Genomic DNA, 12,579 nt, shown 5'->3' with positions numbered 1-12,579 from the left:
GTCTACTCGACGCCGACGATGTCGATGACGAAGACGAGGGTGTCGTCGCCCTTGATGCCGGCCTGCGGGACGCCGCGCTCGCCGTAGCCGTGCTCCGGCGGGATCGAGAGCATGACGCGCGAGCCGATCTGCTGGCCGACGAGTCCGTCGTCCCAGCCGCCGATGACGACGCCCATGCCGATGGGGAACGCGATCGTCTCGCCGCGGTCGTAGGAGTTGTCGAAGACGGACCCCTCCCAGACCTGGCCGAGGTAGTTGACGACGATCGTGTCGCCGCCGTTGACGAGCTCGCCGCTGCCGGGCTCGAGGACGGTGATCTGGAGGCCTTCGGGGGCCGGGCCCCCAGGGAACGTGAGGACGGGCTTGTCGCCGAAGGAACCGGACGCGGTGGGAAGGTCGCTGCTCATCGGGCCAGCCTATGCGGTCCCCGGACGCTCAGCGCAGCGCGGGCAGGCGCGCGGCCACGTCCTCGAGGACGGCCTCGTCACCGGCGTAGACGCCGTTCGCGCGCGGCCAGTGGACGACGACGTCGGTGAAGCCCGCCTCCCCGGCGAGCCCGACCATGTCCTCGAACCGCCCGACCGACTGCAGGGAGTAGCCGCCGGAGTCGAGGCTGAGGTAGCGCGGCATCCCGGCGTCGCCGTGCTCGGCGGCGATGTCGTCGAACCGGGCGGCGAGCCCCCGCACCCCGCGCCACCACGCGGCGTCGTCCTCGGCACCCTCAGGGCCCGTGGTCGCCCAGCCCTGCCCGTGACGGGCGGCGAGCGCCATCGTGCGTGGGCCGTTCGCGGCGACGACGAAGGGCAGGCGGGGGCGCTGGACGCAGCCGGGGATCATGCGGGCCTCGACGGCGGAGTAGTAGCTCCCGGACCACGTCGTCGAGTCCTGGGTGAGCAGGAGGTCGAGGAGCTCGAGGAACTCGGCGAGGCGCTCGACCCGGGCGCGCGGGGGCAGGGGCTCGTCGCCGAGGACGCGGGCGTCGACCCCGAGCCCGCCGGCCCCGACACCGAGCACGAAGCGGCCGTGCGAGACGTCGTCGAGGCTCATGAGCTCCTTGGCGAACGGCACCGGGTGGCGGAAGTTGGGGGACGCGACCCAGGTGCCGAGGGCGATGCGCTCGGTGACGGTCGCCGCCGCCGTCAGTGTCGGCACGGTCGCGAACCACGGCTCGTCGACGAGCGAGCGCCACGCGAGGTGGTCGTAGGTCCACGCGTGGTCGAAGCCGAGCTCCTCCGCCCGGCGCCACAGCGGCGCGGCGTCGCGCCACCGGGCCTGGGGCAGGATCGTGATGCCGACGCGCACGGCTCAGCCCCCCGTCGTCGCCGGTGCCGGCGCGCCGAGCCGCTCCGCCAGCCAGCGGAGCTGGACGGCCTGCTGGACGTCCTGGCCGCCCTCGTGGCCGTTGAACGGGTAGACCTCGATCGTCTTGTCCGTGCCGCCGTAGCGGTTGAAGGAGGCGTAGACGGTCGACGGCGGGCACACTGTGTCCATGAGCGCGACCGAGAACAGGGCCGGCGCGCTCGCGCGGGCCGCGAGGTTGGCGCCGTCGACGTAGGACAGCGTCGACATCGCCGTCGCGACGTGGTGCCGCTGGGCCGCGAGGTAGGTCCGCACCTCGGCGTAGGGGCCGTCGGGGGCGATCTCGACTCCGCGGCGGATGTGGGAGAGCCACGGCACGTCGGGCATGACGGCGGCGACGTCGGGCAGGAGGCCGGCGACGGCGAGGCTGATCCCGCCGCCCTGGCTCACGCCGGTGACCGCGACCCGGGAGGCGTCGACGCCGTCGAGGGAGCGGGTGGCCTCGACCGCGCGGACCGCGTCGGTGTAGAGACGCCGGAAGTACATCTCGTGGGGGTCGCCGATCCCGCGGGTGAGGTAGCCGGCGGTCGCCGGGCCCGCACCGGCGGGGTCCGGAGTGACGCCGTGCCCGAGGGTGCCCGCGCTCCCCTGCCCACGGGTGTCCATGACGACGTAGGCGTACCCCGCCGTCGGCCACAGGAGCCGGGTGTGCGGGTAGCCGCGGCCGCCGCCGTAGCCGAGGAGCTCGACGACGGCGGGGAGCTCGCCCGCCGCTCCGGCGGGGCGCAGGTACCACGCCCGGATCCGGTGGCCGCCGAAGCCGGAGAAGGTGAGGTCCTCGACCTCGACGAGCGGGAGCCCGGCGTCCATGCGCTCGCGCGTGACGTCGAGGGCGTGAGCCCGCGTCTCGGCGAGCGTCGCGGCCCAGAAGGCGTCGAAGTCGCTCGGCTCCGCGACGTCGGGTCGGTACGTGGTGAGCGCCTCGGCACCGAGGTCGAACAGCGGCATGGCGCCACCCTATCGGCGCTCCGCCCCCAGCGACCCAGGCGCTCCCGCCCCACCCGCCGGCGCGCGCAGACGCTCCCCCTAGAGCGTCAGCTCGACCGAGCGCAGGCGCTCGGCGGCGCCCGGCGAGGCGTGGGCGACAATGAGCTCGTCGGCGTGCGCCGAGGCGGCGAACTCCTCGAGGTAGCGGTGGACCTCGTCCCGCGTCCCGACCGCCGAGTACTGCATCATCGAGGCGATCTTGCGCCCGTGGGACGTGAGGAGGAACGCGTCGATCTCGGCGTCGCTGTAGTCCGGGGTGCCCGGGCCGCGAGCGATCATGCCCCGCACGCGGGAGCGGCGCATCGTCATGAACTGCTCGGTCGCGGACGCGGAGTCGTCCGCCGCGACGACGTTGACGCCGGCGATGACGTACGGCTCGGAGAGCTGGTCCGAGGGCGTGAACTCCCGCCGGTACGTCGCGACGGCGTCGTGGAGGGCGTCCGGGGCGAAGTGCGAGGCGAAGGCGTACGGCAGGCCGAGCGCGGCCGCGAGCTGGGCCCCGAAGAGCGAGGAGCCGAGGATGTACAGCGGCACGTTGGTCCTCGCGCCGGGGATGGCCTGGATGCCCGGGATGCGCGACTCCCCGCGCAGGTACCCCTGGAGCTCGACGACGTCCTGCGGGAACGTCTCCGCGGACATGGGGTCGCGGCGCAGGGCGCGCATCGTGGCCTGGTCGCTGCCGGGCGCGCGGCCGAGGCCGAGGTCGATGCGTCCCGGGTGGAGGGTCTCGAGCGTGCCGAACTGCTCGGCGATGGTGAGCGGCGCGTGGTTGGGCAGCATGACGCCGCCGGCCCCGAGACGGATCGTCGACGTGTGCGCCGCGACGTGGGCGATGAGGACGCTCGTCGCCGACGACGCGATCGTGGGCATGTTGTGGTGCTCGGCGTACCAGACCCGCCGGTAGCCCCGCTCCTCCGCGAGCCGCGCCAGGTCGACGCTCGCCGCGAAGCTGTCGCGCGCGGTCTCCCCGGGGCCGATGGGGGCGAGGTCGAGGATCGAGAGGGGGATGTCCATGGCGGCGGGCCTGCTTCCTGGCGTGGGTGGTCCTTGAGGGCAACGCCCGCACCGCGCCGTGTCATCCCGCCGTGAGATCCCTCACCCGGGCATGCCGGGGGTCCGGCTCACGTGCCCGCTGCGTCCGGCGCGCCCCGGCGGAGATACGCCGACGGCGGCCGACCCCGGTCGGGGGCCGGCCGCCGTCGGGGCGGTGAGGTGCGAGGGCTGCAGGTCAGTTGCCGCGCAGGATCGCGATGAGACGCAGGAACTCGATGTAGAGCCAGACGAGGGTGACGACGAGGCCGAAGGCGGCGGCCCACGCCATCTTCGCCGGGACGCCCTGGTCGACGCCGCGCTTGATCGCGTCGAAGTCCATGATGAGGCAGATCGCGGCGAGGCCGACGGCGAAGATGCCGATGAAGACCCCGAGCGGGATCCCCATGATCTCGACGCTCGAGCGCAGGCCCCACGCGGCGTCGCTCGAGCCGAACATCATGATGCCGAGGTTGACGAGCGAGAACAGCGCGTAGCCGACGAGCGCGATGAGGACGAAGCGCGTGAGCTTCGGCGTGACGCGCACGGCGCCGCTGCGGAAGAGGACGAGCGTGGCGAGGAACGTCGCGCCGGTCGCGAGGACGGCCTGGAGGACGATGCCGGGGTACATCAGCTCGAAGACCCCGGAGATGCCGCCGAGGAAGAGCCCCTCTGCGGCGGCGTACGCCATGATGAGCGCCGGGCTCGGCTCGCGCCGGAACGCGTTGACGAGGCCGAGCACGAGGCCGACCACGAGGCCGCCGATCGTGACGACCATGCTGCCGCCGAGCACGAACCAGTTGAACGCGCCCGCGGCGACGACGAGGGCGAGCAGGCCACCCGTCTTCATGATGACGTCGTCGTAGGTCATGCGCCCGATCTGGGCGCCGCCGGCCGCGGGCTGCGCGTAGGCGTGCTCGAGGTCCTGCACCTGCGTGCCGTTGACCGTCGGCGGGTACATGGTGCCCGTCGCGCCCTGGGCACCGTAGCCGGGGTAGGCCGGGTAGCCGTTCGGGGTGCGCGCCTGCGACCCGCGCTTCTTGCCGAAGTACGGACTGTTCTCAAAGACGGGGTTGCTCACTCACTGCCTCCTGGTCGCGGCGCCTGCTCCTTCGCGGAGCGGACCGGTGTTGCTAGTCGGGCCCATCGTACGGGTCTGTCAGTAGAACGCGTGTGCCTCTCGGGCTGTTCCCGCGCCGTTCTGGCGCAGCGTTCCCCCCGGCCGAGCTCCGCCCGACGCCTCAGCCTTGAGGATGAGGCCCTCACCCGGCCGGCGGAGCACGGCCGACCCCGGTTTCATCCCTCCAGCGAGCCGCGGCGCGCGGCGCGGGGCCTAGCGTAGGAAGGGATGAGACCCACGTCCGAAAGAGGCATCCGCCCATGATCGAAGCGCACGAGCTGACCAAGCGGTACGGCGACAAGACCGCCGTCGACCACATCTCCTTCACCGTCTCCCCCGGGACGGTCACGGGCTTCCTCGGCCCGAACGGTGCCGGCAAGTCGACGACGATGCGCATGATCGTCGGCCTCGACCGCCCGACCTCGGGGCAAGTCACCGTCAACGGCAAGCCCTACGCCCAGCACAGCAGCCCGCTGAGCGAGGTCGGCGTCCTCCTCGACGCGAAGGCCGTCCACACGAGCCGCAGCGCGTACAACCACCTCCGGGCGATGGCCGCGACGCACGGCATCCCCACGAAGCGGGTCCACGAGGTCATCGAGATGACCGGCCTGCAGTCGGTGGCGAAGAAGCGCGTCGGCGGGTTCTCGCTCGGCATGGGCCAGCGCCTCGGCATCGCCGCCGCCATGCTCGGCGACCCGCGCACCCTCATCCTCGACGAACCCGTCAACGGGCTCGACCCGGAGGGCGTCAAGTGGGTCCGCACGATGGTGCGCTACCTCGCGGACGAGGGCCGGACGGTCTTCCTCTCCTCCCACCTCATGAGCGAGATGGCCCAGACGGCGGACCAGCTCCTCGTCATCGGGCGGGGGCGGATCATCACCGCCGGGCCGGTCCAGGAGGTCATCGACGCGACGCAGGGCACGACCGTCCGGGTCCGTTCCCCGCGCGTGAGCGAGCTCGCCGAGCTCATCCGGCGCAGCGGCGTGAGCGTGAGCTCGGCCGAGCCGGGCCTCGTCGAGGTCCGCGGCCGCAGCGCCGAGGAGATCGGCGACCTCGCCGCAGCCGCCGGCATCGCGCTCCACGAGCTCACCCCCGTACGCGCCTCGCTCGAGGACGCCTACCTCACCCTCACCCAGGGCGAGGTCGAGTACCGCTCCGAGGACGGCTCCCACGCCGCCACCACCACGACGCCGGAAGGGGCCCACCGATGAGCGCCACCACCACCTCACGCCGCCCCGAGCGCAGCAGCAGCGCCGTCGCGGTCTCGCCCGTGTCCTTCCCGCGCGTCGTGCGCGCGGAGTGGATCAAGCTGTGGTCGCTTCGCTCGACCTACTGGGTCATCGGCGCGACGCTCCTGGCCATGGTGCTCATGGCGCTCCTCATGTCGTTCGGCGCGAGCCAGGCCGCCCAGAACCCCGAGTTCGGCGCGGGACCGGACGGGACGATGGTGCTCGGGCTGAGCTACTCGATGGCCCAGCTCGTCGTCGCCGTCCTCGGCGTCCTCGTCATCTCCGGGGAGTACTCCACCGGCATGATCCGGTCGAGCTTCGCGGCCGTCCCGGGTCGCGTGAGCGTCCTCGCCGCGAAGGCCCTCGTCATCGCCGTCGTCTCGTTCGTGCTCGGTGTCGTCGGGGTGGGCCTGTCCTACCTCGTGAGCATCCCGCTGCTCGCGGACGCCGGTGGCGCGGCGGACCTCGGCGACCCGGACACCCAGCGCATGTTCTGGGGCACGGGTCTCTACCTCATGGCCGTCGCGCTCCTCGCCCTCGGCGTCGGTGCGCTCCTGCGCCACTCGGCCGGTGCGATCGCCACCGTCCTCGGCGTGCTCCTCGTCCTGCCGACGGTCGCTCAGATCGCCGCGGCTCAGCTCGACTGGGTGGCCGACCTCTACCCCTACCTCCCCTCGACCGCCGGTGAGCAGATCGTCGCGTTCGACATGGGCGCCATGGCGATGGGGATGCCGGACAACCTCCTCGAGCCGTGGGCCGGCTTCGGTGTGCTCATGGCCTACGTCGCCGTCGTCCTCGTGGCGGCCACGGTCTTCCTGCGCCGGAGGGACGCCTGAGCACGCAGGAGCACCCGACGCCGGGAGGCGGGCCCACGAGCGCCCGCCTCCCGGCGCCGCCGCGCGTCGGCCTCCCCGCGCCGGCGCGCGCCACGCCGGTGGCTCCGCGGCTCGACGCGCCCCGTCACGACGCCGACGCCCCCGGCGCCGAGGACCCGCCGTCGGCGGCACCGGTGCCGCCGACGGAGCCGTTCACCGAGCTGAGCGCGCGTCGCCTCGGTCCCCTGCGCCGGTTCCTCCACCACCACCCCGCCGTCCTCGACTGGGTCATCGTCCTGTGGTTCGCCGGGCCGAGCACCGGCGTGCTCCTGTGGGACCCGTCCGGGCTGAGCAGCGGCGAGCGCGTCACCGCCGCGGTCCTCATCGTCATCGCCTCGGCGGTGCTGCTGCGGCGCAGGCACGCGCCCGTGCTCGTCCTCGGCGGGATCGTCACCCTCCTGGCGGCCTCGCTCGCCGCCACCGGGGACACGTCGGGGCTCGAGATCGCCTCTGTCTTCGCGCTCTACGCCGTCGCGGCCTACCGCCGCCCGACGACGGCGTGGCTCGGCCTGCTCGCCCTCAACGTCGCGCACGCCCTGTCCTTCTACGTCTGGTACGACCCCGTCGAGTCGATCATCGTCAGCGGCGGCGGCAACGGTGACGTGACGGTCACCGAGCTGACGACCATGCAGGCGTTCTGGATCTCGACGGCGACGGAGCTCGTGCTCTCGCTCTTCGTCCTCGCGATCGGCACGAGCGCCCGCAACAGGCGCCACCACGTCGCCTCCCTCGTCGAGCGCACGAGCCAGCTCGCGCTCGAGCGGGACCAGCGCGAGCAGATCGCGCTCACCGCCGAGCGCAACCGCATCGCCCGGGAGATGCACGACGTCGTCGCGCACAGCCTCTCCGTCATGGTCGCCCTCTCCGACGGGGCCGCCGCCGCGCTCGCGCGCAACCCGGACACGGCCCGGCACGCCCTCGAGGAGCTCTCCGCCACCGGCCGCTCCGCGCTGACGGACACCCGACGGGTGCTCGGCGTGCTGCGTGAGGACCACGCCCCGCCCGCCCTCGGTCCCGACGGCAAGGTCGCGCTCAGCCCGCAGCCGGCCGCGCCCGACCTCGCCGACCTCGTCGCGCGCTTCCAGGCGGCCGGCCTGCCCGTCCAGCTCACCGAGTCCGGCCCACCGCTGCCCGCCGACGCCGGGCTCCAGCTCGCCGTCTACCGCATCGTCCAGGAGGCGCTGACGAACGTCCTGCGTCATGCCCCGGGCTCCCCCCGCATCGAGGCCACCCTCGTGCGGGGCGACGGTCAGGTGGACATCGAGGTGTACAACGAGGCGGGCGCGTCCGCGCACGGCTCCCCCGGCGGGCGCGGCGTCATCGGCATGCGCGAGCGGGCCGCCGTGTACGACGGGCACGTCGAGGCCGGGCCGGCCCGCGCCGGATGGCGGGTGCGCGCCGTGCTGCGCTGGAACGAAGAGGATGAGGCATGAGCATCTCGGTCCTGCTGGTCGACGACCAGGCGCTGCTGCGCATGGGGTTCCGCCTCGTGCTCGACGCGGAGGACGACATCGACGTCGTCGGTGAGGCCGCCGACGGTGCCGCCGCCGTCCAGATGGTCGGCGCGCTGCGCCCCGACGTCGTCCTCATGGACGTGCGGATGCCGCGCGTCAACGGCATCGCGGCGACCGAGCAGATCGTCTCCGCCCACCCCGCCTGCCGCGTGCTCATCCTCACGACGTTCGACCTCGACGAGTACGCCTTCGCCGGCCTGCGCGCCGGCGCGAGCGGTTTCCTGCTCAAGGACACCCGCCCCGCCGAGCTCGTCGAGGCGATCCGGACCGTCGCGAGCGGGGACGCCGTCGTCTCCCCCCGCGTGACGAAGCGGATGCTCGACCTCTTCGGGGCGCACCTGCCCAGCGCCGTCCGCACCGGCGCGGCCGACGGCGCGGACCCGCGCCTGTCCGCACTGACGGCGCGGGAGCGCGAGGTGCTCGAGCTCGTGGCCGAGGGGCTGTCGAACGCCGAGATCGCCGACCGCCTCTGCGTCTCCGAGGCCACCGTCAAGACCCACGTCGGCAAGGTCCTCGCCAAGCTCGGCCTGCGCGACCGCGTCCAGGCGGTCGTCCTCGCCTACGAGACAGGTCTCGTCAGGCCGGGGTGACGTCGCTCCGCGCCGACGCCACCCGGACCGGGCCACCCACCTCGGTCCCACAGGTCACATCCGCCCCCGACGCCGACCCGAAGGAGCCTCGTGGAACCCCCCCACCCCTCGCCGCCGACGCCGTCTGCGGACCAGGACCGGGTCCGCGAGCCGCGGCCCGACGACGGTGCCCTCCGCCCGCCCCGCTACCGCGTCGCCCCGGCGGCTCGCACCTACTGGTTGCTGTCGCGCTCGCTCTGGCTCGTCGTCGCGCTGACGGGGACGGTCGTCCCGGCGCTGCTGTGGGACGCCGGCCGCCCGTGGCTGCTCGCCGCGGCCGGTGCGGCCACGGTGCTGCTCGCGCCCGCCGTCGTCGTCGCGCCGTGGCTGCGGTACCGCACCCACCGCTGGGAGGCGACCCCGACGGCGGTGTACTCCCGCACCGGCTGGCTCGGCCGGCAGTGGCGGATCGCGCCGCTCTCGCGGGTGCAGACCGTCGAGGCCAAGCGCAACGTCCTGCACCGACTGCTCGGTCTCGCGGCCGTCTCGGTGACGACCGGCTCCGCGCAGGGCGCCGTCGTCATCCAGGGCCTGGACGCCGAGATGGCCGAGGAGCTCGTCAGCCGGTTGACCGACGCCGTCGCCGCGACCCGCGGGGACGCCACGTGACGACGCCGCAGCCCGAGGACCCCCACGAGGTCGGCGCCGAGGAGGTCCCGTGGCAGCGCCTGGACCCGCGCGTCGTCGTCGCGTCGCTGCTCCGCATGCTCGTAAGGCTCGTTCCCGCGGCCGCCGGGTGGTGGTTCTTCAACACGGACAACGACGCCGCCCGCTACACCGTCATCGTCCTCGCCGTCCTCGCCGTGCTCAATCCCGCGAACCAGGCGCTCAACTACATCAAGGTGCGCTTCCGGCTCACCGGCGGGGAGCTGCAGCACACGACGGGCCTGCTCGTCCGCAGGAGCAACCGCATTCCCCTGCACCGGGTCCGTACGGTCGACATCACCGCGCCCCTGAGCAACCGCCTCCTCGGCCTCGTCATCCTGCGCGTGGGGACCGGTGGCAACTCCTTCACCGGGGAGGGCACGCTCACGCTCAACGGGCTGCGACGCACCGACGCCCTGCACCTGCGCGCGGAGCTCCTGCGGCGCAGCGGCCCCGAGGTCGCCACGAGCCTCGACCCCCGGGTCGCCGAGCCCGCGGGCGAGGAGATCCAGACGCTGCGCTGGCGGTGGGTCGTCTTCCACATGGTCGGCGCGTGGCTCATCGCCGGGCCGATGACCGTCATCGGGACGCTGTACGGCGTCGTCTCCCTCGTCGGCCGGGAGGAGTGGGTCGGTGAGCAGGTCATGGGGATCCTCGACCGGGTGCCGTGGGGTGCGTGGGCCGTGACGTCCCTCGGGCTCGTCGTCGTCCTCGGCGCCGCGTCCGGCGCGGTCGTCTTCGCGGAGGCGTGGTGGGGCTACCGGCTCGTGCGCGAGCCGAGCGGGCGCTTCCTCGCCACGCGCGGGCTGCTCACCACCCGTTCCTTCACCGCTGACCACGACCGCCTGCGCGGTGTGACCCTGAGCCGCCCCCTCCTGACGCGGCTGCTCGGCGGCGCCCGGCTCGCACCCGTCATGACCGGGGTGAGCCTGGCCCAGATGATGACCGAGAGCTCGTCCATGCTCCCGGGGACCACCCGCGACGTCGCCCTCCGTGTGGCGACGGCACTCCTCGGTCGCCCCGTCCTCGACGACGACGGCACCCCCGCCGCCGGCCCGTTCGTCGCCCACCCGCGGGCTGCTCGCCGTCGTGCCGTCGCCCGCTACCTCATCGCCACGGCGCTCCTCGCCGCCGCGCTCTGGGCGGGGGCTGCCACGGGGTGGTGGAGCGGGTGGCTGCTGCTCCTGCCGGCCGCGCTGGTACCGGTCAGCGTGGTCGCGGGGCACGGCTACTACCGCGCCCTCGGGCACCGGCTCGACGACGACTACCTCTACCTGCGCCGCGGCTTCTTCAGCCACCGCACCGACGTGCTCCAGGCCCGAGGGATCAACGGCGCCCACGTGAGCCAGAGCCCGGTCCAACGGATGCTCGGGCTGGCCTCGCTCACGGTGACGACCGCCGCGGGCGAGCAGGGGTACACCGGCGTCGACCTCGCCCTGGCGGACGCCGCCGCACTGGCCGCCACGCTCACGGACGAGGTCGCGCTCGTCTGACCGCCGACGAGGCAGGGCAGGGCGCCGCTCAGCGACGCCCTGCCCTCAGCGCTCCCCTGTGCTCAGTGCTCTGCGGAGCTCAGCGCTCCCCGGTGCTCAGTGCTGCCCGGAGCCGGACTGCGCGGCGTGGTCGCCGGCCGGGACCGGGGAGGCGGCCTCGGCGTCGTGCTTGTCGGGCAGCGGGCCGTCCGCCGGGGCGTCGGTGGGGGCACCGGCCGCGTCGGCGGGGATGTCCTTCTTCTTGCCCGCCGGGGTGGCGACCTCGGTGAAGGACGCACGCGGGGAGTGCATCGACCCGAGGGCGACGAGCTCGCGCCGGAAGAACATCGCCGTCGTCCAGTCGAGGACGATGCGGACCTTGCGGTTGAAGGTCGGCATTGCCCACATGTGGTACGAGCGGTGCATGAACCAGGCGAGCGGCCCGCGGAACTTGATGCCGAAGATCTGCGCGACGCCCTTGCCGAGGCCGAGGGAGGCGACGGTGCCGAGGTTCTTGTGCTCGTAGTTCGTCGGCTCCTCGCCGCGGACCGCGCGCACGAGGTTCTTCGCGAGGTGCTTGGCCTGGCGCACGGCGTGCTGCGCCGTCGGGGCGCACGTGGCGTCCCCGCCGACGGCGAGGTCCGGCACCGCGGCGCAGTCTCCGGCCGCCCACGCGCCGGGGACGATGCCGTCGTCGCCCATGACCTGCATGGTGGCGGACGTCCGCACCCGACCGGCCTTGTCGAGCGGGAGGTCGGAGTTGCCGAGGACCGGGTTGGCCTTGACGCCGGCCGTCCACACCAGGGTGTCGGCCTCGAACGACTCGCCCGAGGAGAGCTCGATGACGCCGTCGACGCACGAGTTGAGGAAGGTGTTGAGCTTGATCTCGATGCCGCGCGCACGCAGCTGCTCGAGGGCGTAGCCGCCCAGCTCGTCGCCGAGCTCGGGCAGGATCCGCCCGGCGCCCTCGACGAGGACGAAGCGCAGGTCGCTCGGCGCGATGGAGTCGTAGGACTTCGTCGCGGAGCGTGCCATGTCCTCGATCTCGGCGAGCGCCTCGATGCCGGCGAACCCGCCGCCGACGAACACGAAGGTGAGCATCCGACGGCGGTGGTCGGGGTCCCACGTCGAGGCGGCGGCGTCCATCTGGCCGAGGACGCGGTTGCGCAGGGCGGTCGCCTCCTCGATCCACTTGAAGCCGATCGCCTGCTCGGCGAGGCCCGGGATGGGGAGCGTGCGCGCGACGGAGCCGAGCCCGATGACGAGCTCGTCGTAGGAGAGCTCGTACGGCGTCTCCTCGGCGACCGGCGTGACGACGACCTTGCGCTCGGCGTGCTTGATCTCCGTCACGCGCCCGGAGATGAGGGTGCAGCCGCGCAGCTCGCGACGGTGGGGGGTGACGACGTGGCGAGGCTCGAGCGAGCCCGCGGCCGCCTCCGGGAGGAACGGCTGGTAGGTCATGTACGAGCGCGGGTCGACGACGGCGATCTCGACCTCGTCGCGCCCCATCTCCTTGCGCAGGCCGAGCGCGGTGTACAGGCCGATGTACCCGCCGCCGAGGACGAGGATGCGGCGGACCTTGCGCTTCTTCTCCGTCCTGGCCACGGGGGCGTCCACGGCGGCCGGCGCGCCCGAGGGGCTCGCGGAACGGGCGAAAGCGGAGTTCTCGGTCATGCCTCGATGCTAGTCGGCACCTCGGATCCCGCTAGGCGAGGAGGCT

At 73.5% G+C, this 12,579-nt stretch carries 12 protein-coding genes; 6 read left to right on the top strand and 6 right to left on the bottom strand.

The window, feature by feature from the left end; genetic code table 11:
• Nucleotides 1-2: 2 nt before the first annotated feature.
• From V2J63_RS07550 to V2J63_RS07530, 5 genes are all read right to left on the bottom strand, one after another.
• On the bottom strand, nucleotides 3-407 hold the full coding sequence (locus V2J63_RS07550) for an FKBP-type peptidyl-prolyl cis-trans isomerase (RefSeq protein ID WP_331230401.1): 405 nt from the start codon (nucleotides 405-407) through the stop codon (nucleotides 3-5).
• Nucleotides 408-435: 28 nt separating this feature from the next.
• Entirely contained in the window at nucleotides 436-1,302 is an 867-nt protein-coding gene (locus V2J63_RS07545; protein ID WP_331230400.1) for an LLM class flavin-dependent oxidoreductase, read from the bottom strand.
• Nucleotides 1,303-1,305: 3 nt separating this feature from the next.
• Nucleotides 1,306-2,307, bottom strand: coding sequence for an acetylxylan esterase (locus V2J63_RS07540; protein ID WP_331230399.1), 1,002 nt, complete (start codon nucleotides 2,305-2,307; stop codon nucleotides 1,306-1,308).
• A gap of 78 nt (nucleotides 2,308-2,385) precedes the next feature.
• Nucleotides 2,386-3,360 (bottom strand): LLM class flavin-dependent oxidoreductase, encoded by a 975-nt coding sequence (locus V2J63_RS07535; protein WP_331230398.1) that lies wholly within the window; start codon nucleotides 3,358-3,360, stop codon nucleotides 2,386-2,388.
• A 214-nt stretch (nucleotides 3,361-3,574) separates the two neighbouring features.
• On the bottom strand, nucleotides 3,575-4,456 hold the full coding sequence (locus V2J63_RS07530) for a Bax inhibitor-1/YccA family protein (RefSeq protein WP_331230397.1): 882 nt from the start codon (nucleotides 4,454-4,456) through the stop codon (nucleotides 3,575-3,577).
• A gap of 299 nt (nucleotides 4,457-4,755) precedes the next feature.
• Between V2J63_RS07530 and V2J63_RS07525 the strand changes: the two genes are divergently transcribed.
• The 6 genes from V2J63_RS07525 to V2J63_RS07500 all read left to right on the top strand — a co-directional run bounded on the left by V2J63_RS07525 (nucleotide 4,756) and on the right by V2J63_RS07500 (nucleotide 10,880).
• Nucleotides 4,756-5,706, top strand: coding sequence for an ABC transporter ATP-binding protein (locus V2J63_RS07525; protein WP_331230396.1), 951 nt, complete (start codon nucleotides 4,756-4,758; stop codon nucleotides 5,704-5,706).
• Entirely contained in the window at nucleotides 5,703-6,560 is an 858-nt protein-coding gene (locus tag V2J63_RS07520) for an ABC transporter permease (protein WP_331230394.1), read from the top strand. Before V2J63_RS07525 ends, V2J63_RS07520 begins: the two co-directional genes overlap by 4 nt.
• Nucleotides 6,561-6,658: 98 nt before the next feature.
• Nucleotides 6,659-8,032 carry a sensor histidine kinase gene (locus V2J63_RS07515; protein ID WP_331230393.1) on the top strand — a complete coding sequence of 458 codons (1,374 nt, stop codon included), beginning with the start codon at nucleotides 6,659-6,661 and terminating at the stop codon, nucleotides 8,030-8,032.
• Nucleotides 8,029-8,703, top strand: a complete 675-nt coding sequence (locus V2J63_RS07510; RefSeq protein WP_331230392.1) for a response regulator transcription factor — start codon at nucleotides 8,029-8,031, stop codon at nucleotides 8,701-8,703. The genes V2J63_RS07515 and V2J63_RS07510 overlap by 4 nt, the downstream gene beginning before the upstream one ends.
• 90 nt (nucleotides 8,704-8,793) lie before the next feature.
• Nucleotides 8,794-9,351, top strand: a complete 558-nt coding sequence (locus V2J63_RS07505; RefSeq protein WP_331230391.1) for a PH domain-containing protein — start codon at nucleotides 8,794-8,796, stop codon at nucleotides 9,349-9,351.
• A complete protein-coding gene (locus V2J63_RS07500; protein ID WP_331230390.1) occupies nucleotides 9,348-10,880 on the top strand; it encodes a PH domain-containing protein in 1,533 nt (510 codons plus the stop codon). The genes V2J63_RS07505 and V2J63_RS07500 overlap by 4 nt, the downstream gene beginning before the upstream one ends.
• 96 nt (nucleotides 10,881-10,976) lie before the next feature.
• On the opposite strand, the gene V2J63_RS07495 is transcribed toward V2J63_RS07500, so the two are convergent.
• Nucleotides 10,977-12,533, bottom strand: a complete 1,557-nt coding sequence (locus V2J63_RS07495; RefSeq protein ID WP_331230389.1) for an NAD(P)/FAD-dependent oxidoreductase — start codon at nucleotides 12,531-12,533, stop codon at nucleotides 10,977-10,979.
• Between the last annotated feature and the right edge of the window lie 46 nt (nucleotides 12,534-12,579).

It is taken from the genome of Georgenia wangjunii, from assembly GCF_036421975.1.
GTDB lineage: Bacteria > Actinomycetota > Actinomycetes > Actinomycetales > Actinomycetaceae > Georgenia_A > Georgenia_A wangjunii.
The sequence above is the reverse complement of the archived record's forward strand: the minus strand, read 5'-3'. Positions and strand labels throughout refer to the sequence as shown.